This window comes from Methanococcus voltae (genome assembly GCF_017875395.1).
In the GTDB taxonomy this organism is placed as follows: Archaea; AGJL01; Methanococci; order Methanococcales; family Methanococcaceae; genus Methanococcus; species Methanococcus voltae_C.
The window spans coordinates 12,221-35,070 of the sequence record NZ_JAGGMO010000008.1; the positions used below are offsets into that span (position 1 = coordinate 12,221).

Genomic DNA, 22,850 nt, shown 5'->3' on the forward strand with positions numbered 1-22,850 from the left:
AAGATTAATTAAAAGGTATTATCATGTTAAAAAAGGAATTAAAATCAGAAATAAGCAAATTATGGGACAAATTTTGGAGTAATGGAATTTCAAACCCCTTAACGGCAATAGAACAAATGTCATACTTATTATTTCTAAAAAGAATGGAAGTAGAGGATACCAAAAAACAAAATGCTACGAAATATAACTCTGAATTAAACTATGTTTCAGTATTTAACGGCTATGAAAATTGTAAATGGTCAAAATGGTCAAAAATGGAAGGCAAAGAAATGTGTAAATATATTGATAATGTCGTATTTCCATTTTTAAAAGAATTGGGAACTTCTGATTCATTATATGGAATTTATATGAAAGATGCAACCTTTGCAATACCTAATGCTTCTTTATTGCTCGAAGCTGTCAACGTAGTTGATAACCTATACTTGGATAACTTAAACTATGACGTTAATGGAGATATATACGAATATTTGCTTTCAGAATTAAAAACTGCGGGTAAAAATGGTCAGTTTATGACTCCGCGACACATTATTAAACTTATGATGGAAATGGTAGACCCCCAAGTCGGAGAAACTATTTACGACCCTGCATGTGGTACTGCTGGTTTTTTAGTTTCTGCACATGAATATATTTTGGAAAAAAACAGTTCGAAAGATGGGGTAATATACGATGAAGAAGGTTATCCTTTTGACTATGCAGGTGACAAACTGAACGATAATGATTGTAAAACACTAAAAACAAAAATGATTTATGGTTCAGAATTTGACCAAACTATGGTTAGAATTGCGTTAATGAACTTAATGATGCACGGTATTGAATCACCTCACATATTTAGAAAAAATAGCCTGGTTGATTGTGAAGAAAACAAAAACCAATATAATGTAATATTAGCAAATCCTCCGTTTAAAGGCACGTTGAATAAAAAAGAGCTATCAAGTAGCTTTACAATTAATACAACAAAAACAGAACTTTTATTCCTTGAATTAATATATAATTTATTAAAAGGTGGAGGACGATGTGCGATTATTGTACCTGATGGTGTGCTATTTGGAAGTAGTAAAGCACATAAAAAGATTAGGGAAAAGTTATTGAATGAGTGTAGGCTTGACGCAGTTATTTCAATGCCCCCTGGAGTTTTTAGACCATATACGGGTGTTTCAACCGCCATATTATACTTTATAAAAGGAGAACCAACAAAAAAAGTATGGTTCTATAACATGACTAATGATGGATACACATTGGATGATAAAAGAAATATAATTGATGGAAAAGGGGATATTCCAGATATTATAAAAAGTTTTAAAGAAAGATACGATCAGGACGAAAACAACCGTAAGGGCAAAAATTTCTTCGTAACGTTTGAAGAAATTAAAAAAAATAATTATGATTTAAGTATTTTAAAATATACGGAAATTGAATATAAAATTCCTGATTACGATAAACCTGAGATTATAATTAAAAGAATTAATGATTTAGAAGATGAAATTAAGAAAAGTTTTGAAGAATTAGATGTGCTAATGAAAAAATAAAAAAAAGTAAGAAACTTTTGAAAAAAGTTTCATCAAAACTTATTCTATAACTTTAAACCCATCAGCAGTCCACTCAACGATAATAGGTTCAGTAGGTAACTCTGTAAGAGTTTCAAAGGAAACTTTTAAAAAAAGTTTCATCAAAAGGGGTTATTCAACCACTCTAAATCCTCCATCAACCCATTCTACAACAATAGGTTCAGTAGGTAACTCTGTAAGAGTTTCAAAGTATTTTAAAGCAGCTTCAGTTCCCAATCTATCAGAACCAGCTATATAGATTAACTTATAACTTTGAACTATAGTTGAAGAACCTGAAGGAATACTTATAACTTGTATAATTCCCCTATTTTCTCCAGGATTATCATTAGTTACCGGGATAGAGAATCTATCGTTGTAAACGTTAGCTATTCTGTTAGCTATTGGTCCACCTACGATAATTGTATCTCCATCTATTTCAGTATCGTCTGAATGTATATTTTCTTTTAATTCTTTTGCTAACTGTTTATCGAAGCTACTTCCGTAAACTACGTTTGAATTTGAAACTGTCCTTCTTAATGAGCTTGATTCTATGCTTGGTGAAGCATCTAATTTTTTATTGTTATTATTTCTGTTGTATGTTGGTTGTGGCTCAGGTTGTGGCTCAGGCGTTGGTTCTACTTTTTTGCCAGAAATTGGTAAGTAATCTATGTTATCTAATGAAATATTAAATATTTCATCACAGAAACCGTCGTTATCATTATCCGGAGTTATTTCAGAGAAACCTGTTCCGTTTGGAGTTGCCCAGTAATTACCGCCACCGTTCTCTTTTGTAGTATTCCAGTAATTTAAGTTAGAATTCTCAACATATACGTTATTACTGTTGTTAAATTTATTGAGATATATTGCGTTATTATTTGAATTTTCTAAATAAATACCAGTCTCATTATTTGAATTTACAATATTGTTTATAATGGGATTATTAACAGAATCTTCTAAATAAATACCCCAATTATTTGAATTTGCAGTATTATTTATAAGAGGAGTATTATCACAATTATCTAAATAAATACTATAATCATTTGAATTTGCAGTATTATTTATAAGGGAGTTATTAACAGAATCTTCTAAATAAATACCCCAATTATTTGAATTTGCAGTAGAATTTATAATGGGGTTATTATTGGAATAGTATAGGTAAATACCACAATCGTTTGAATTTGCAGTATTATTTATAAGGGAGTTATCATTAGAATTTCGTAAATAAATACTCCAATAGTTTGAATTTGCAGTATTATTTATAAGGGAGTTATCATTAGAATTTCGTAAATAAATACTCCAATAGTTTAAATTTGCAGTATTATTTATAAGGGAGTTATCATTAGAATTTCGTAAATAAATACTCCAATAGTTTGAATTTGCAGTATTATTTATAATGGAGTTATTATTGGAAACATATACGTAAATGCCATACTCAGTGTTTAAATTTGCAGTAGTATTTATAATGGAGTTATTATTGGAAACATATACGTAAATACCATAACATTCGTTCGAACTTGCATTATTAGTTATAACGGAGTTATTATTAGAATTAGTTAAATAAATACCATTATTATTGTTTGAATTTGCAGTATTATTTATAATGGAGTTATTATTAGAATTACTTAGAGAAATACCATTATTAATGTTTAAACTTGCGGTATTATTTATAATGGAGTTATTATTGGAATAGAATAAGGAAATACCATAATCGTTTGAACTTATATCATTATTTTTTACTGAACAATTTGAGCTATATGTCATAAATAGTCCATTACATACATTGGATAAATTCAAATTTTCAACAATCATATTTGAACAGTTTGCGAGTATTACCTGTCCAGCATCTTCTGGAACTTTTCCTGTATTGTTATTTTTATAGTAGTAAATTGGTTTACCATTTGCTGTGTTATTTAGTATCGTATGGCTATTATATTGTAATAAAGAACTTCCGGAAATACGAATACCCTTCGTCAATGAATTTTCAATAACGGTATTATTTTGTGAATTTTCCAATTTTATACAATAAATACTTGAATTTGCAGTATTATTTATAAGAGAGTTATTATTAGAATTATCTAAAAAAATACCATACTTGTTTGAATTTACAGTATTATTTATAAAGGAGTTATCATTGGAATAGTATAGGTAAATATCATACTTGTTTGAATTTACAGTAGTATTTATAATGGAGTTATCATTGGAATTTCGTAAATAAATACCACAATTGCTTGAATTTGCATTATTATTTATAATGGAGTTATTAACAGAATTAGTTAAATAAATACCATTAATGTTTGAATTTGCATTATTAGTTATAACGGAGTTATTATTGGAATAGTCTACATAAATACCACTATTAATGTTTGAATTTGCAGTATTATTTATAATGGAGTTATTATCAGAATTTTTTACATAAATACCATTATCACTGTTTGAACTTGCATTATTAGTTATAATGGAGTTATTAACAGAATTAAGTAAATAAATACCATTCTTTGTATTTGAATTTGCAGTATTATTTATAATGGAGTTATTATCAGAATTACTTATAGAAATACCATTATTAATGTTTAAACTTGCGGTATTATTTATAATGGAGTTATTATTGGAATAGTCTACATAAATACCACTATTACTGTTTGAACTTGCATTATTAGTTATAACGGAGTTATTAACAGAATTACTTAGAGAAATACCAAAATTGTTTGAATTTGCATTATTATTTATAACGGAGTTATTAACAGAATTACTTAGAGAAATACCAAAATTGTTTGAATTTGCAGTATTATTTATAATGGAGTTATTATTGGAATAGTCTACATAAATACCATTTTCCCTGTTTGAAATTACAGTATTATTTATAATGGAGTTATTATCGGAATAGTATACGAAAATACCATAATCGTTTAAACTTGCATTATTAGTTATAACGGAGTTATTATTAGAATTAGCTAAATAAATACCATTATTATTGTTTGAATTTGCAGTATTATTTATAATGGAGTTATTATTGGAGTTATATACGAAAATACCGAAATTGTTTGAACCTGCATTATTATTTATAAAGGAATTATTATTAGAATTATCTAAAAAAATACCAAAATCGTTTGAAATTACAGTATTATTTATAATGGAGTTATTATCGGAATAGTATAGGTAAATACCCTTATTAGTGTTTGAACTTGCATTATTAGTTATAAAGGAGTTATTATTAGAATTAACTAACCAAATACCATTATTACGGTTTGAATTTACAGTAGTATTTATAAAGGAGTTATTATTAGACTTTCGTAAATAGATACCATCACTGTTTGAAATTACAGTAGTATTTATAAAGGAGATATCCTTAGAATTATCTATAAAAATACCACACGTGAATTTCGTTATGTTAACGTCCTTTATTGTAATATTATTTACACCATCTGCATATATCGCTTTCCCCATATAATTACCGGATATAGTAAATCCTTTACCATCAAGTATTACATTATCACAATTAATAGTTATAGCACTATCTGAAACTGTTATATCATTAGCTAAATAATACTTTCCCGGCGTATCTATCGTATCGGGTCCAGATATCGGCGTATCTGCATATGTCGTATTGATTGCTAACATTGTCACCATTAGTAACATAAAAAATGCTATTTTATAATATTTATTCATATTATGCCTCCATAAATCTTATGAAATTAGTTATTTAATTAATTGAATATATAATTATTGATTTAAATCTAGACATAAATAAACTAACTAAATAGTATAAAAAAATAGAATATATATAAAAACTAAAAAAAAGTAGAAAATAAAATTAAAAATTAAATGTCCAATATGTTAACAACATCGCCCACTACAATAATTCCAGGAGCTTTTACGTCGCTGTTTTGCGCAATTTCTACAATGGTTCCGAGCGTTCCTTTAACCATTCTTTGATTATCTCTTGTACCATCCATTAAAATTGCAATAGGTGTATTTTCGTTTCTTCTTGGATTTTTTAACAATTTTTTAACATGATTTTCCAAATTAGAAATTCCCATTAATATAACAATCGTTTGAGCGTTTAAATCTTCCAATTTAACTTGCTTTTCATTTTCTGATTTATCTTCTGCTTCATGCCCTGTTACAACGGTGAAAGATGTTGCCACTTTCCTATGAGTTACTGGTATGTCGAATATCTCAGGTACTGAAATAGAGGATGTAATTCCAGGTATGATTTCGTAAGCTATCCCTTCTTTTTTTATTGCTAGTACTTCTTCGCCCCCTCTACCAAATACGAAAGAGTCTCCACCTTTTAATCGAACTACAAGTTTATTTTCTTTTGCTTTATCGACTATAATTTGGTTAATTTCGTCCTGTTTGTGTGAATGCTTACCTTTTCTCTTTCCAACGTATATAAGCTCAGCATCTTTGGATGCGTTATTTTTGATGATGTTTTCCCCAACTAAATCATCGTATATTATAACTTCTGCATTTTTTATTGCATTAATTCCCTTTAAAGTTATTAATTCTTCATCTCCAGGGCCTGCACCAACTAATATTACTTTTGAATTGTTTTTTTCCATAATTACACCTAATTAAAAATACAAATTAAATATTGTAATCAATTTACTTTATAATTCTTAATTTATTCTATATTAAGTTATTCTTTTATTTTTTATTTTAGTTTATTATAGTTTATTTTATTTTCCGATTTCCTGAATTTTATTGTATATTCTTTCATCCAGCCATTCTTTGTTGATGTATTTTTCATATACGGGCAATCTCTCGACTAAATTATAGCCCAATTCAGCACTAAATTTGTTTAATTCTTCGATCTCTGGCCAAGGCGCTTCAGGATTAACAAAATCTTTCGTAACAGGTGAAACTCCGCCCCAATCGTCAATACCTGCGAGTAATAATAATTGACCGGTTTCTTTATTTAAATTAGGTGGTACTTGAACAGAAATATCCTTTAAAATCATTCTAGAAATAATAATTGTTTTTAAAACCTCAATAGGCGTAGGTTCGGGGTAATTTTCCATAGCTATACCCTTTTTGGCTCTAAAATTTTGAACTATTACTTCTTGTATATTTCCGTATTTTTCGTTTATCCGATTAATTTCAAAAAGTGAATCCACCAATTCTTCTTTGGTTTCTCCAATACCTATTAAAATACCCGTTGTAAAAGGTATTTTCAATTTTCCCGCGTTTTCCATCATTTCAATACGCGTTTTAGGCAATTTTCCAATGCTATCTTTATGGGCAACTGTACTGCAAAGTCTGCTACTTGAATTTTCCAACATTAAACCCATAGAAGCGTTAACTTCCCGCAATGTCTTTAATTCTTCGTAAGAAAGTATCCCGCAATTTGTATGGGGTAATAAGTCCGTATTATTTAAACACCAGTCTTCAATATCATAGAGGTATTCGATGATATTGGCATAGCCCATTTTGTTCAATTCTTCCATTATTTTTGGATTTTCATCCACATTTTCTCCAAAAGTAAAAAGAGCTTCGTGGCAATTGTATTTATCCGCTTCCCTAAGCGTTTCCTTCATCTGTTCCTTTTTTAAAAGTGTGTAATTTTCTTCCCTAAATGTGCAGTAACCACAAATATTTCTGCACCAGGTACAAACCGGTATAAAAGCATTTTTTGAGTAAGTTATGACTTTATTGTTTATATTATTTACATTATTCTTGTTATTTACATTATTTTTATCGGCGTTATCTAATTTCGATAAATTTAATAAATTTTCTAAAATTTTTGTTGTAGATGTGGAATTTAAGATATTTAACGCATTTTCACGGCTTATCACACAATCACCATTACTGATTTTTATCAATTATGTTAAATAATTTTAATTAATTCTTATCAATTATGTTAAATAATTTTTAATTATTTCAATTTTTTAAATTAACCACCAGAAACTACAGGTAATATTCTTAATTTATCGTTATTTTGCAATATATCGTCATCGGACAGTATTTCCCCGTTTTTAACAATTAAAACGTCTTCTAAATCCATTAACTTAATAAGGGTATTTACATTACTATTTTCATTAATTTCAATTGTTTTTTCTTCATTATTGTAATTCACAATCACTTTGATTATATTATCCAAATTAATCAACTCAAAATTGTTATTTCCTATTTTATCATTATTCTTACTATTTATTTAATTTATTAACTTACTATCTATTTAATTTATTAAATTTATTTTTATTATTTTTATTATTTTTATTTTTTATTTTTTATTTTTATTTTTATCCTTTAAAAAGTTCAATAGTTCTTCAGTATCGCCCATCTGTTCTAATTCTTTTAAACTAAGCGCTGCAATTCTTTTATATTGCATATCTTTGTTTTCCAATATCAAAATTGAATGACTGTTGAATAATTTTGATATCTCATTGACTATTAAAGCTTTTCTTTTTACTTCTTCGTTGCTGGATTCTTGAATATTTGTAAACAACAAGTTTTTAGAGTTTTCCTTATCTTCCCCGAGCGCGTCAAAAGGTGCCCTAGTTGTTTCAGTTACATTAAACCCTAAATCGCTAAATAAGTCAAGTACGTTACTTTTAAAACTGTCTTCCTCAAATTGATTTTGATGGCTTTGATGGCTTTGATGATTTTTGGTCGATTCGCTGTTTATACCACTTACTTCATTTTTGATATTATCGTTGATATTAGGCTCGACGTGTTTTTCTCTGCTCGATATCTCGATATCTTCTCTTATAATGTGCAAACCCTTAACAAGTGGGACGTCCAAATATTCCTCAATTTTAATTGCAACTTCAGCGGACGGGTTTGCTTCGTTTTGCTCGTATTTGTATATAGTTTTCCTTGAAACACGGGATATTTCCGCTAGTTCGCCGACTGAAATATTCAACTGCTCACGGGTTCTTTTTAACACACTACCGTCGATATTAACGAAAAAACCGCCCCTATCGGCATAAACTACAGGAGGTCGCCCGGTTATCTGGTTTTCAAAAGTTTTTGTAGTTACTGCTTTTATATGGTGACGTTCATAAACTACTTCGTCTTCCATTGTTGAATTACGAGTTCTAGAACCAACTATTATGGGTGTAGCGGATACTATAGACGCTATTTTACATAATTCATCAGATTGCTGAGAGCTTAAGCTATCAATATTTTTTAACACTTTTATAAGCAATCTCGTGTTTCCCCTTCTTGCTATTAAATCAAAGCACGATCTGTCCAAGGATGGCTTTGAAATTACAAAATTATTTTCATATAGTATTTGAATACATTCTGATAATAATACTTCTCGCATTATAACCACGCTTTTTTTATATTTTATAAGTTACTTTACTGGTATAATCTGTAATTATTTATTGTATAAACTTTCATAAAATTCATAAAATTCATAATTCATAACATTCATAAATTACATAAAGTACGTTAAAGTAAATATATTTAATACAATTATAGTTATACTCTATATATAATTATATAGTTAATATTACGCTGGGTTAAACACAATTATAAATATTTTAGGTTAAATCATGGAAAAAAAGAATATCGATGACAAATTTATTGGATTAAAAATAAAAGACGCCATAATATTTAATGAAAATTTAAAAAAATATGTTGAAGTAAAAATAAATAAATCGGGAAAGGAAATTTACAAAATTGATTTTAATTCAAAAGAAGCAGTTTATGAATACAACGTAGCAATTTTAAAAGGATTGTATGGCTTAAATATGAAATTCCATAGCGATGCTTTGGTACCTACTCCAGTTAACAGATATACGTTTATTTATTACATAATATCTGAATTTTTAAATAACTTAGATACTTTAGATAAATCAGAAGATAAACCAGAACTAAATATTTTAGAAATAGGTACTGGTTCAGGGATTTTATCAATTTTAATGTCAAAATACTTCTGCGAATTAACCAATAAATGCGATAAAGATAATAAAGATATTGAATTAATTAACATGTATGCAACAGATATTAAAGAAGAATATTTAGAAATAGCAAGAGAAAATTACTCCAATAATTTAGATAAATTAAAATTACCAATTAAATTTGTTAATTCGCAAGGCAATTTAATAAAAAACATTTCAGAATTAAATAAAGAATTGAATAACAACAAGTATGATATAATATTTACCTATCCTCCATACTATTCAGACCATTCGGTCGCTTCTATACGGAGTTTTGGGGGTGCAGATGCCGAAAAGGTCGAGCTAATTGGTGGTGGTAAATATGGGGAAAAGTTTTCGGAAAAGTTAATTGAAGAAGCAAAAGACGTTTTAAATGAAAATGGAATTATTGCATTCATGTTTCCCGATAAACCCGAAGAAAGGCGTACTTTAGTTGAAAATAAAATTTTAGACTGCAATTTAAAGTTGGAAAAGTACGAAATTCAGTCTGGAAAACGTAAAAGACATATTATATTTGGAATTAAAAAATAATAATAAAAATAAACATAGCAATAAACATAAAAATATTAAATTAATGGCTTAATAAATTAATAAAATACAATTAAAATGGGATATTATGGAAAAATTAGATAATAAAAATAATAAAAATAATAAAAATAATAATGAGGATATAACCGAAATAAAAGCTTTAGAAGATAGATTAAAAGCTACTGGAACAGTTACAGTTCTTGGAGCGGGTCGCTTAGGCATTAGAGTAGTTATGGATTTATTAGAAGTCCATAGGGGCGGTTTTGAAAAAATACAAGTTTTTGACGGTGCAAAAATCGATAAAAACGATATTATCCATAGGAAATATGGTGCAAAAGTAGGGGACTTTAAAGCTAAATTTTTAGAGGATTTTTACCCTGAAAAAGTAACGGGAATTTCAAAATATGTGGATATTGAAAATATCCTCGAAATAGAAGGCGATGTTATAATATCCGTTATAGCAGGCGGGGATACTTTAAAAATCAGGGAATTAATATTGGATTACGCTTTAAAAAATAATAAACAATTTATATCTACAAATGGTGTTTTTGGAATTGAAAAACCTGTAAAAGTTGAAATGTCGCAAGACGCAAAAGGTCCAGTCGAATTTATGAAAAATATGCCAAATCATACCGTTGTTGGTACTGGGGGCTTAATTAAAGATGGTGAGCCAATTACACCATATACACTTGACAAAATGAGCGAATTAATAGTTAAAACTTCATTAAAACTTAAAAAATAGAAATTTTAAATATATTCTAATATTTTTTAAATAGATATATAAAAATTTAAAAAAAATTAATTTAATTAATTAACTTATTATCTAATTTAATTATTTATTTAACTTATTTGGTTTGAGTAGGTATGTAAGGTAATATGAAATCCACAAAGCTTTCTACGTTTCTTGTTTGGATGTATATTGTTCCAGTACCTGAAAATCTGTATACTAAACCTTCTCCACCCAATAAAGTTGATTTTAAACCGCCTACTTTGGTTAATTGGTAGTCTAATCCTTCGGTAAATCCTATTAAGTTACCGTTATCAACAACTAACGATTCATTGTTTAATTCAACTGTTTCTATTGCACCATAAGATGATAAGAATAAATCTCCTTCACCGTTTAATTTCATTAAAAATAAACCCTTACCGCCGAAGAAAGATTTAGCACCTCCAAATTTGGTGTCTATATCAATATTAGGGGATGAGGCTAAATAAGCTCCGTGTTGTACGTATAATGTACCATTTAATTTATGGTATTGTATATCCCCTGATAAAGAAGGTGCTAAAGCTAATTTACCAGAACCCTCAAAAGTGTTTAGGAATAAACTTTCGCCAACCACAGCTCTTTTTAATACGCCAAACAAGCCTCCTTTAGCTTGTGTTTTTATTTCCACACTTGGTTCCATGTAAACCATTGCACCAGTTTCTGTTACTATACCTTCATTGTTAAGATTTAGCTTTAAAATTGAATATGATGGACCTTTTTCGATAGAATAATCGTAAGCCATTTCTAACACCCTTAAATTTTTATAAATTAATTAATACGTTATTATTTATTCCATTTATTGTTTTTATCTTTTTTTATTTAGATTAATTATTATTTGTTAATTTAATTCAATAAATTAATAAACTAAATTAATAAACTAAATTTCTCCAATTCCAATATATATGTTATTGTTTCCAATTTTCTTAAAAGCTTCAGAATACAATTCAATACCGTATTTATCTGCAAATTCTTGCATTCTCTTTCTGCCAGTATCTTTAGTTCGTTCTCCAACTGAAACAAGTACGTAACTATCGTGAATTTTTTCACAAGCTAGTATCTTTTTTCTTTTGTACTGACCAACCCTTAAATCAAGGTTTATCATTTCAGGTATTTTTTCAAGGTGCATAATGGCTTGTTTTGCATCTTCAATTAACATACAGTCTTTTAAGTGCTCAAAGATTAATTTACTGCTTTCGTTATTTTTTATATCCTTTACATCTTTTTTAGCACTTGTTTTTTCTTTTGCATCAGATTTTTTTTCAATATTTTCTTTTTCTTTTCGCTCTTCCATTAATTTTTCACTCTTAATGGATTTGTCATTTGTATTGATGGCTAACCTATCCTTTTTATAGTAATTTAACTTACCACTTTGGAAATCTACGATTATAGACCTAGAAGCTCGGTTTATATCGGTAATGCCACCTTTTGCAAGATAGTTTAATTTTTTACCGATTAATTCTATCGTATCTTCATCTATTTTTTCAGCAGGAATCTCTGCTAATTCCTCGATTTTATAATACTCACTTAATATGGTATTATCAAATTTTTGAAGTCTTTGGAGGATTTTAATAGCCGGAGATGTGATATTTTTTGACTTTTCAAATCTTAAAGCTCCTGATATTATCAATTCGTCGTCATCGTTTGGTTCGATTATTCCGGGGGTGTCTAATAATTTTATATCCTTTGTAAGCTTAATCCATTGCTCTCCAACAGTTAAACCTGCAACTAAACCACTTCTAGCACTTTTTTTGCCCGTAAGTGAATTGATAATTGAAGATTTACCTACGTTAGGGTATCCTACTACACCTACAGTGCCAATGTTTTGAGGTTTGGATGAATTTGGATGGGAATTAATATTTGGATTAGGATTGGATGAGTTTTTAGCCTTATTTTTTGCATTAGCATAAATATGGAGCTTTATTTCGTCCCTTAATATTTTAGTACCTAACTTATGGGTAGCACTAACAAATACGACTGAAGCGTCAGGATTTTCTGCCATAAATTTCTTTTTCCAAACTTCTAAGATTTCTTTAGGTACTAAATCGGCTTTATTCAGTACATATATAAGTTTTTTACCATTGTGAATAATACTACTTTCTAAATCGTAGTTACGGGTAGTTTCGGGGTCTCTAGCATCTACCACTAGTAAAATAACGTCACATTCTGTTATTATCCCTTTAACCTTTAATTTTGTTGATATTCTAAGTGTTGATTTTTTCTTTTCCATGATTTCACCATAAAATTGATTAAATACTTTTATACATCTATACGTCCTTAAGTTATAAAGTTATAAAGTTTAATTATAAATTTATAAATTTCAAGTTGTATCAATTAAAATAGTAGCATATCATTTAAATAATTATCAGTGTAAATTATTGATAGAATTATTAAAATTGATAGAATTGGTAGAATCATATAAAAATAGTTATATAATATGATAAATAGATAAATAATCCATAAAATTATTAAAATCGGTGTAAAAATGTCAAATTTAAGAGCATTAAGAGCAAGATTAAGAGATTTTGTAGAAACTGAAGAGGGTTATTTTGCAGTTAATACATATCAACACCCAAATGACAGAATAATTGCATTTTTAAGGTACATTAATTTAAATAAACTATCAGAAGTGACAAATAAGGAAATTGACGAATTATTATGTATATATAATTTAAATAAAGACGATGTACGAATTAAATTAGACGAAAATGGAAATGAGTTGCAATTTATTAAAGTAGCAGATTCGAAAACTGCATACGATATATTACAACAAAATTATCCAAGATACGTTTATTATGATAGTGTAAACGACGTATTGTTGCACGCTATACCTTACGCCGATATAAAACAGATTATAAGTCCAAAAGACAGATTAATGGAAATAATAAAGAACCCCAAGACGCCACTGGAAGAAAAATGTAAAAGATTAGCTGAAAAGTTAAAAGAATGTGGTAAAAAGAATAATTTACCTATTGATTTTGATAACATGGGAGTTTCAGGCTCTACCATACCAAAACTTAACAATGAAGGTTCAGACATTGATTTTGTAATATATGGTATGAAATATCACAAAATAGCAAGAAAAATTTTAGAAAAATGCTTTGAAGATGAAGAAATTCCTGAAATAACGCCATTATCTGAAAATTTCTGGAAAAAAGCATACAATAAAAGAATTAAAGACGATACTCTTGATTACGATGAATTCGTATGGCACGAATTAAGAAAATACAATCGTGGCTCCATAAATGGAACAATGTTTGATTTACTGGCTACAAGAGAATGGGACGAAATAAACGATAATTATGGCGATAAATCCTATAAAAATAATGGTTTTATTAAAATAAATGCTAAAGTAAAAGACGATGACTATATGTTCGATAATCCAGCGACATATACACTTGAAAACGTAGAAATAGCAGGATACGAGGGAAATATAAATATTAATGAGGTTGCTGAAAATTCCTTAAAAGAGGTAGTTTCTTTTACCCATACCTATGCAGGTCAGTGTTTAAATGATGAAAACGTATCCATTAGGGGCAAATTAGAATCTGTGAAATCTTCCAATTGTGAAAATTACTACAGAATTGTTGTAGGAACTACAAGAGAAGCATTTAATGAGTATATTAAATTAAATAAGTAAATACTTTTAAAAATAAAAATAATAAAAAATAACATATATTATATATTTTTTAATTTTATATATTCTTTAATTTTATTTATTACTTTTAAGTTATTATTTTTTTATTCATTAATTTGTTTTATCTTCCTTTTTTCTATCAATTTCTTTTAATAACGGCGGGAACGGGTCAGATGTTGGGAATATATTGTAAAAATGGGCATAATCCCCATTTCCTTTGATATATTGTAAAAAGTAAGGTGCAACTTCATTTGGTGAACCCATGGTAACACCCCCCACGACTTTTCCATCCTCAAAGTAAACTCTATTAAAGCCCCTGTATTTTTCAAAGTAAGCTCCATGTACATTTCCAGTTTTTATCTCTTTATAATCATTGGTTTGAGTTCCAATTAATCCCAGAGGTATTTTTAAGCGTATTACTTCCATATATGGAACGGGTTTTAATTTAATCAATGTTTCTTTTAGTATATCGTTATGTATATTAATCGCGACGATGGCACCTTGCCTTGCAGAAATAGGCGTATTGCTCCTACCTATGGCATCACCGCAAGCGTATATATTTTCAACGTCACAACGAACCTTTAAGTTACTATTCACACTAAACGGTCTAGTTCCTCCAAATGCTATTAAATTGTACACGTTTTCGTCGTTTAGTAGCTCTTTAGTTTTGTTTTCATCTTTTATTATGTTAAAATTAATTATATGGTCTAAAACGTACTTTCTAACGTCGGGGTCGGTAATACGTTTTAATATATTGGAACGGACGTAAGTGCTAACTTCTGTACCTAATGATGAAAATACCGACGAAATTTCCGAAGCAGATATTCCACCGCCGATTACAATCATTTTTTCGGGCAATTCTTTTAATTTAACCAAATCAGAGTATTTATTGCATATTATTCCTTCGTAAACGTTAGGATATTCCATGCCTGTGGCGTAAACTACATAATCATAGTTTTGCTCTTGCTCCTTTTCAAATCGCTTATATATTACTTTTATGCCTTCTTTTTTTAATTTTTCAAAACTATTCTTTCTAATACTAGAATGGACTTCGTCTATTTTTTTGTTTAATGTTTCAAAGCTCATAAAGTCATTTAAAGTATATTTAGGCGCATTGGATTCTCCCTTAATTTCATTTAGCCGGTCTATCGAATCAGAAACTTCTTTAAGTGCGTTTATGTATTTACATCCGTAATTTAAACAGAGGCCTCCTAATTTATCTTTTTCGTATAAATCTACAGATATTCCCATTCTCGAAAGCTTTTTAGCACAAGATGACCCTGCAGGACCTGCACCTACTACTGCCACCGTTACATTTGATAAATCCATAATAACCCCCAATATGAATTTTTTATATTACTATATCATAATTTTATTTTATTATAATTTTATTTTATTATAATTTTATTTTATTATAATTTTATTTTTTTAGTTAGCAATAGTAATTATGTTAAAATAGATTTATAAACCATATGTCGAAATAAAATATAATTTAAAATATGGCATAATATAAAGTAATATAAAGTAATATACAATATTATATTTAGAAATTTATTAAACTTAATTGATTAAAATTACTTAATTATGGTACGATTATTATGGCAGATTTATCAAAAGAATTAAACGAATTAAGCGAAAAAGAATTAAAAGACTTAAAAAACATTAATTTAGGAATTTTTGGACACATCGACCACGGGAAAACTACATTGTCCAGCGTATTAACCGAGATAGCTTCTACTTCATCACTCGACAAGTTACCAGAATCCCAAAAGCGAGGAATAACTATAGATATGGGATTCTCATCTTTTAACCTAGTGAAAGAAGAAACAAACCAAAATTACATGGTTACGCTTGTTGACGCTCCCGGACACGCTGATTTAATTAAAACCGTTGTTAGTGCTGCGGATATAATTGATATTGCGCTAATAGTTGTGGATGCAAAGGAAGGGCCAAAAACACAGACTGGAGAGCATTTACTCATATTAGATAACTTTAAGATACCTACAATCGTGGTTATTACGAAAATAGATAATGCAAATAATGACGAAATTGCACAAACAAAGTTATTTATGAATTCCATACTTAATTCAACCCAGAATTTAAAAAATAGCGAAATTTTGGAAATTTCTGCAAAAAGCAATATCGGAATCGATAATTTAAAAAATTCAATAATGGAAAATTTATTAAAACTTGAAAAAGAAAATAAACTTGACAGGAACACTGATAATTACTTTAAAATGCCGTTAGACCACGCATTTCCAATTAAAGGGGCGGGAACTGTTGTAACAGGGACTATAAACAAAGGTATTGTTAAAGTTAGCGATGAATTGCAGATATTACCCATAAATATGGAAACAAAAGTAAGAAGTATTCAACGGTTTAAAAAGAGCGTAGGGGAAGCAGAAGCCGGAGATCGTGTTGGTATGGCACTACAAAACGTAGAAGCTAAACAAATATACCGTGGCTGTATATTAACTTCAAAAGATACTAAATTACAAATGGTTGACAAAATAGTAGCTAAAGTAAAGATTTCTGATATATTCCGATACAATTTAACCCCTAAAATGACTGTACACCTTAATGTAGGAATGTTGACGGTTCCTGCGAAGGTAATTACCTATAGAAAGGTTTTAGACCCTCAAAACAACAAAACCGAAAACTTAATTGTAAATCAAGTTAGTGCAGGACAAGAGTGCTACTGCTCATTTGAACTTGATGATAAGGTACTCGCAGAAGTTGGGGACAGAATATTAATAACAAGGTTAGATTTACCGCCTACTACGCTTAGAATTTGTGGTCACGGAACCGTAGAAAGTTTTGAATCTTTAAAAGAGTTGAATATTAAAAAAGAAGTTTTAAGGGACGGAACCATTAGAATAGAGAAAGGAAGAGTTAGCATAGAAAATTTAGCACCTTCAAAATCCAATGCCGAAAACTTAATCGGTGAAAAAGTCTACGTTATTGATAAATCGAAGAATATTGAAGAAGTTAAAAAATTATTGTCTGAAAATGATGTTATTGAATCCCAACGTCCTGAATATATTAAAGCCATCGGAAAGATTAAAGGTACTTTCGGTACTAAAGGGGTGCTTGTAGCTGATTTTGATGCAGATATTGGCAATAGGGACGTTGTACTTTTGAAAAGGCTCAGAAGGTGGGGCTAAATGAAAGATAATGGATGTAATTGTAATATTAATTGTAATATTAATTGTAATTTTAATGGTAACGATATCTCCGAACAAAGCCCTTCAAAAATAATTTTATTTGGAGAACATGCTGTTGTAGATGGATATCCCGCTATTTCAATGGCAATAGATCTAAAAACACACGGCACTATTAAAAAATTGCAATCTGATAAAATTAAAGTAAATTTGGAAGATTTAGACGAAGAAATTGAAATTAGTATTGGAACAGAAGAAGAAATAAAAAATTTTTTAAATTTGGATATTAATAAAATTGATAAAAACGTTAAATACGTAGTTTGTGCAATCAAAAATACTTTAAACTACCTAATCTACTTAAAAAATAAAAATAAAAATGCCCCTGTTGAAGATATTAAGAACTTGATTGTTCCTTTTGAATTATCCTTGCATTCTGAAACGCCTGTTAGTTGTGGACTAGGCTCTTCAGCCTCTGCAGTATTAACCACTATCAAATTAGTATCTAAATTATTGGGTAGTAAGTTATTAGGTAACGAGTTTAATTCGTTATCTAATCTCAAAATGGCAGAAATCGCATATAGTGTTGAAAAAGAAATACAGGGTAGGGCAAGTATAACTGATACTTATACGGTTTCAATGGGTGGTATTTTAGAAATAACTAACAATGGGTATAACCCTAATAATTTAAACAATGAATTTGTTGAATTTATAAAAACTTGCAATTTCTTAATAGTTTACGTTGAAGAAAGAAGCAGAAAAACCGCCGAATTAGTCCAAGAGGTTGGGAGTAATCCTAAAAAAGATGAAATATTTTCTAAAATTGGACAAATAATCTTAAAATTAAAAACTTGTGACGATAAAATAGAATTTGGTAATTTAATGGTTCAAAACCATATGTTCCTAAAAGAATTGAATATATCTACTGAGAAAATTGACCAAGTCGTAGAATTAGGTTCTAAATATGGATTAGGTGCTAAATTAACTGGTGCAGGTGGCGGTGGTTGTGCAATAATTCTCTTAGATGAAAATAGCTCTCATAAGAATGAATTAATTGATAATCTTAAAAAAATATCTGTTAAAGGAATTTTTGAATGTAAAATGTACTTAGAATAATAAATAATATTTAATATAACATTTAATATAATAAAATAATAATATATAAAATAAACAAAAAATAATGAATAATATATAAAATATAAAAATTATTTTTTATTACTTATTACCCTCAGGGAATGTTTTTTCGATTTCCTCGCCGTGAGGACAAGTTTTAGGTTTTTTTATAAATTCGTAAAGTTTTTCAATTGTTTCGTCACTCATCGAGTGTTCTAATTTGCAAGCTTCCTTACACGCTTTTTCTAAATCCAAGTCCAAACAATCAGTTAAAAAGTGTTCAATAATCCTATGTTTTCTTAATATTTTTCTTGCGATTAATTCGCCTTTTTCATCTAATTTTATTCCTACGTAAGGTTCGTATATAATATAGCCTTCACTACTTAATTTTTTAGCCATTCCGGTAACTGCAGCGGGTTTAACGCCCAATAAATTTGCTAATTCGGTTGTTTTTACAGGTCTTTGTTCTTTTTGTGTAAACATATGAATACTTTCAAGATAATCTTCAATGTTTGGAGAAATCATTAAATCACCACCGTGGGTGTGTACTTTGTATATTTAGCATATTTCACATATATTTGTAATTCATAATTTATAAGTCGTAATTCTTATTACCTTACATTTGTATAAAACGTGGCATGTGGATTAATAATATAAATTAATAATTAATAATTAATAACTAATAACTAATAACTTAATAAATTACTAATTAATAATTCGGGTAATAACAAATGCTGAAATCATGTTACTTATGTATATCTATCGTTTATAGTATTTAAAGTTTTAAACCAAATTAAAATTTTTAACCAACATTAATTAAGTATCTTTAATAAATTATATATAGTAGGAAGTACATTATATATTTAAGTTAGTTTAAATTATTTAATTATAATAAAAGTATTAAAGATTACTAGAATTATTATATTAATAAAATATTACTGAAATTATTAAATCAACTGAATTAACGCCCATAAATAATAAAACATCAAGGGTGATTTTATGGAAAGTATTTTATCAAAAAACCCAGGTTCATACACGGTATTAGAAGTAAACGGTGGAGCTTGTAGGAAATTTTACGAACTCGGAATTATTCCAGGATGTAAATTGACTGTATTAAACAAAAGTCAGGGTCCTTTATTAGTCAGAGTGGGAAACAGTAAAATAGCTATCGGTCGAGGAATGGCTGATAAAATTATGGTAAAATAATACTATAAAAATTTAAGATTAATTTTTAAAACTTTAGAGTTTTACAATTCTAAAATTTCATAGATGTGATTGATTTCCCCTGACATTATATCTATTTTATGCTCTTTTGTCATTTCATTACCTTTATTAAATAATAGGTCATTTAATTCTAAGATAATTGAACTTTTGTAATTATATTTATAGACTAAATCATACAATGATTTTTCAAATAGCGATTTGTAAGGTTCTTCTGAATGTACTAATGAATAATGCTCTGATTTTTTAGAATCTAAACCTGAAATATGAATATTGGAAATTTTTGAAGTATCAACTTTTCTTAAAAATTCTTGCACGTCGGCATTAGCATGTACGAAATCAAGTGTAAATCTTAATTTTTCGTATTTACCTAAATAGTAATTTATTTCTTCAGGCGTTTTGCAGAGTTTATTTAATCCTTTCGGGGAATTTTCAATAGATAGTATTATTTCCTTTTTTATCAATTCGTCAACTTGCTGAACAGATTCTAAGTCGCTATATTCAATGTACTCATTAAATTTAGAGCAAAGCCTTATATAATTAGTTAAGTATGCGTATTCTTCATTAATACGAGGTAGTCGTTTAGCACTTCGTTGACCTGCATGAAAAACCATATGTTTTGCACCATAAAATTTTGCAACGTGTAAAGCCCAAAAGGTTTCTTCCAAGGTAATATTTCGAAGATTTTCATTCGTAGATGCAGGGTTTAACTCCAAATAAGGTGAATGTATACTTAAATAATCTATTTTAACCATTTCTTTTTTTAAATTTCTCAAATAGTCTTCATCATACCTATTTTTCCAAAATTCTGGATTTTCTACCACAAATTCAAAACATGATAATCCCAATTCCCTAACTGCATCGATTATCTCTTCGATAGGATATTCCCAAAAAAATAACGATGTAACCCCAATACAAGGTTTTGAATTTTTTGATTTTATTAATTCAGACATCTAATCCCTCTTTTCAGTGTCTTATAATTATAAATTACTAAATTCTGTATTGATATGTTGTATTCATAATCTTGTAGTATAATATATGAAAAATAGGTAATATATAACTTATGAAAATTAATATAAAATATGGTAAACTACTAAAAAAAATAAAAAAATAGAAAATAAAAATAGAAAATAAAAATAGAAAATAAAAATAGAAAATAAAAATAGAAAAAGTTAAATTATAAAATTAAATCATAATCATCTAATTCTGAATAATCCATTATTCTGTAATGTGTTTCAATTTTTACCGGTATTTTGTTAACGTTTAAGTATGCAAACGGATTTGTGCCCCCTAAAGTTACATAACCTAGCATTTCGCTTTCTACTCGTATGCCACATAAATCATTATTTGGTTTGCCATATTCTAATATTGAATTCCAACCTAAATCTTCATAAATTTCTTCAATTTTTGATTTTGAGAACATTGGTACTTTCCTAATACCTGCCAATATGGTGTTTTTACCGTCTGATTTATCAAAAAATACTTCGTGAGGGTCTAATGAAGTACCTTCATAGGAAATAGCTTCTATAAATCTCATTTCGGGGCGCTCTAATAAGCCCCCATAGTATGGAAGTACAGGGATTTGATTATTGAGGAGTATGCCGTCGAAAGTTAATGAACAGATTGTATAAATATTTAAGAAACCATTTTTAACATCTTTTTCAATCTTTAATTTATTGGAAATTGATAAATCTTTTTTATATACTTCTTTCAATAATTTTAAAACATCTTCTTCATTTTCGATATGATTTAAATCTATTTTTGCCATATTTACGATAATTTGACCTGATTCATTCTTGATGTCAAATTTTACTTCGTGCATCATTGAAATCATTTTTGATAAAACTGGTTTGACATTATAATCTTTTAAAACGTTCAGACGTTTTAAATCTTCGATATTACATATATCATAACCCTTTGTATTAGATTTACCGTAGTTTTTAAACTTGTACTTGTTTAAAAAGTCGTCGGTCACTTCTATTGGTTCAATGATGTTTTCTTTAGGCACTTGAATTTTGGGATTATCTATTATGGTGGTACTTGGGTCAATTTCTAAGGTATAACCTAGCTCTACGGGTGGGCAAAGCGGAGTAAGACCTCCTATTAAGGCTACACCTATTTCTTCATCATTTAAATTTATCCCTAGTATGTTGTTTTCCCCATAACATATTACTGATTTTAAATCATCTTTTTTCAAAAGCTGTTTAAAGTCATTCAATTTTGATTTTGGAATAACTCTAAAGTTGGCAGGTATGTAACCTTCGCCATTTTCCATTACGCCCAAGACATCTGTCTTTTTTTGCATTATGAACGCTATTAATGGGTCTACGGATGATTTTTTAAATTCAATAACACCTTTAAAGTTAACAGGCTCGCCATCTTCGTATTTAACAACTCCCCCGTGTTTTGGCATAGGCATTATTCCATTTTTAATTAAATAATTGTCAAAATTCACATTACATAGTGTTTCAACCTTTAATTTTGAAACATTACTTGTTATTTTACCAGTTACTTTATCGGTTATTTCATTTGCCAATTCTTCCATTTTTAAATAATTTCCAGTGCTAAAACCTTTCATAAAACTAGATAAAATTAAATCTTTTAATTTATCAACGGAATTATTTCTTAAATTTATATCCTTTATATTATCGTTTAAATTATCCTCTAAATCAAATATTCCTGTGTTTATGATTATTGTTTCTGGATAGTTATTTTTTATAATTTTATCATATATATTAGCGGAAACAGAACCTATACGGTGGGCTACATTGGCTTTTTGTAATTCTTCAGTTCCCTTTTCGGTTATAATCCTGCCAGAATAACCCACTCGCTTTGTTAGTTCTTCGTCATCCATAGATTGTAAATGGTATCTAACCGCACGCTCTCCTATCTCGTATCCGCGTAATTTTAAATCTTCGGCTATTATCTTAGCCCCTATTGGTTTATTATATTTTGAGAGTAAATTCAAAATAGCAATATTTAGGTTTTTAGTCATTT

The 22,850-nt window shown here is 28.5% G+C and carries 18 protein-coding genes; 7 read left to right on the plus strand and 11 right to left on the minus strand.

Features of this window, described 5'->3' with window-relative positions; genetic code table 11:
- The first annotated feature begins 23 nt into the window (after positions 1–23).
- On the plus strand, positions 24–1,526 hold the full coding sequence (locus J2127_RS07670) for a type I restriction-modification system subunit M (protein WP_209732977.1): 1,503 nt from the start codon (positions 24–26) through the stop codon (positions 1,524–1,526).
- 150 nt (positions 1,527–1,676) lie between these two features.
- Here the strand turns inward: J2127_RS07670 and J2127_RS07675 are convergent, their stop codons facing one another.
- The 5 genes from J2127_RS07675 to J2127_RS07695 all read right to left on the minus strand — a co-directional run bounded on the left by J2127_RS07675 (position 1,677) and on the right by J2127_RS07695 (position 8,814).
- A complete protein-coding gene (locus J2127_RS07675; protein WP_209732978.1) occupies positions 1,677–5,210 on the minus strand; it encodes a NosD domain-containing protein in 3,534 nt (1,177 codons plus the stop codon).
- Positions 5,211–5,362: 152 nt separating this feature from the next.
- Complete coding sequence (gene cobA, locus J2127_RS07680) at positions 5,363–6,106, minus strand: uroporphyrinogen-III C-methyltransferase (RefSeq protein WP_209732979.1); 744 nt, start codon at positions 6,104–6,106, stop codon at positions 5,363–5,365.
- A gap of 117 nt (positions 6,107–6,223) precedes the next feature.
- Complete coding sequence (gene cofG / locus J2127_RS07685) at positions 6,224–7,339, minus strand: 7,8-didemethyl-8-hydroxy-5-deazariboflavin synthase subunit CofG (RefSeq protein WP_348635425.1); 1,116 nt, start codon at positions 7,337–7,339, stop codon at positions 6,224–6,226.
- Between the two features lie 98 nt (positions 7,340–7,437).
- On the minus strand, positions 7,438–7,644 hold the full coding sequence (locus tag J2127_RS07690) for a MoaD/ThiS family protein (RefSeq protein ID WP_245326520.1): 207 nt from the start codon (positions 7,642–7,644) through the stop codon (positions 7,438–7,440).
- A 123-nt stretch (positions 7,645–7,767) separates the two neighbouring features.
- Positions 7,768–8,814, minus strand: a complete 1,047-nt coding sequence (locus J2127_RS07695; protein WP_209732980.1) for a transcriptional regulator — start codon at positions 8,812–8,814, stop codon at positions 7,768–7,770.
- Between the two features lie 232 nt (positions 8,815–9,046).
- Here J2127_RS07695 and J2127_RS07700 point away from each other — a divergent pair, with 232 nt between their 5' ends.
- Both J2127_RS07700 and J2127_RS07705 read left to right on the plus strand, forming a co-directional pair.
- Entirely contained in the window at positions 9,047–9,964 is a 918-nt protein-coding gene (locus J2127_RS07700; protein ID WP_209732981.1) for an RlmF-related methyltransferase, read from the plus strand.
- An 85-nt stretch (positions 9,965–10,049) separates the two neighbouring features.
- Complete coding sequence (locus J2127_RS07705) at positions 10,050–10,703, plus strand: ThiF family adenylyltransferase (protein WP_209732982.1); 654 nt, start codon at positions 10,050–10,052, stop codon at positions 10,701–10,703.
- Between the two features lie 103 nt (positions 10,704–10,806).
- Here J2127_RS07705 and J2127_RS07710 read toward each other — a convergent pair whose 3' ends face one another.
- The gene (locus J2127_RS07710; protein ID WP_209732983.1) at positions 10,807–11,469 is read right to left on the minus strand and encodes a TIGR00266 family protein; all 663 of its coding nucleotides are present in this window, start codon (positions 11,467–11,469) and stop codon (positions 10,807–10,809) included.
- Positions 11,470–11,604: 135 nt separating this feature from the next.
- Positions 11,605–12,954 (minus strand): GTPase, encoded by a 1,350-nt coding sequence (locus J2127_RS07715; protein ID WP_209732984.1) that lies wholly within the window; start codon positions 12,952–12,954, stop codon positions 11,605–11,607.
- Positions 12,955–13,209: 255 nt separating this feature from the next.
- Between J2127_RS07715 and J2127_RS07720 the strand changes: the two genes are divergently transcribed.
- Positions 13,210–14,364: a hypothetical protein gene (locus J2127_RS07720; RefSeq protein ID WP_209732985.1), complete on the plus strand. Its 1,155-nt coding sequence runs from the start codon at positions 13,210–13,212 to the stop codon at positions 14,362–14,364.
- A gap of 108 nt (positions 14,365–14,472) precedes the next feature.
- Here the strand turns inward: J2127_RS07720 and J2127_RS07725 are convergent, their stop codons facing one another.
- Positions 14,473–15,690, minus strand: a complete 1,218-nt coding sequence (locus J2127_RS07725; protein ID WP_209732986.1) for an FAD-dependent oxidoreductase — start codon at positions 15,688–15,690, stop codon at positions 14,473–14,475.
- A 269-nt stretch (positions 15,691–15,959) separates the two neighbouring features.
- Between J2127_RS07725 and selB the strand changes: the two genes are divergently transcribed.
- On the plus strand, positions 15,960–17,525 hold the full coding sequence (gene selB / locus J2127_RS07730) for a selenocysteine-specific translation elongation factor (protein WP_209732987.1): 1,566 nt from the start codon (positions 15,960–15,962) through the stop codon (positions 17,523–17,525).
- Complete coding sequence (mvk, locus tag J2127_RS07735) at positions 17,526–18,635, plus strand: mevalonate kinase (protein WP_209732988.1); 1,110 nt, start codon at positions 17,526–17,528, stop codon at positions 18,633–18,635. It abuts the gene before it with no gap.
- Positions 18,636–18,734: 99 nt separating this feature from the next.
- Here the strand turns inward: mvk and J2127_RS07740 are convergent, their stop codons facing one another.
- Positions 18,735–19,157 carry a metal-dependent transcriptional regulator gene (locus tag J2127_RS07740; RefSeq protein ID WP_209732989.1) on the minus strand — a complete coding sequence of 141 codons (423 nt, stop codon included), beginning with the start codon at positions 19,155–19,157 and terminating at the stop codon, positions 18,735–18,737.
- Positions 19,158–19,631: 474 nt separating this feature from the next.
- Here J2127_RS07740 and J2127_RS07745 point away from each other — a divergent pair, with 474 nt between their 5' ends.
- Positions 19,632–19,838 (plus strand): FeoA family protein, encoded by a 207-nt coding sequence (locus tag J2127_RS07745; protein WP_209732990.1) that lies wholly within the window; start codon positions 19,632–19,634, stop codon positions 19,836–19,838.
- A gap of 41 nt (positions 19,839–19,879) precedes the next feature.
- On the opposite strand, the gene J2127_RS07750 is transcribed toward J2127_RS07745, so the two are convergent.
- Together J2127_RS07750 and J2127_RS07755 are read right to left on the minus strand one after the other, a co-directional pair.
- Positions 19,880–20,806: a sugar phosphate isomerase/epimerase family protein gene (locus J2127_RS07750; protein WP_209732991.1), complete on the minus strand. Its 927-nt coding sequence runs from the start codon at positions 20,804–20,806 to the stop codon at positions 19,880–19,882.
- Positions 20,807–21,030: 224 nt separating this feature from the next.
- Complete coding sequence (locus tag J2127_RS07755) at positions 21,031–22,848, minus strand: DUF128 domain-containing protein (protein WP_209732992.1); 1,818 nt, start codon at positions 22,846–22,848, stop codon at positions 21,031–21,033.
- Positions 22,849–22,850 lie beyond the last annotated feature (2 nt).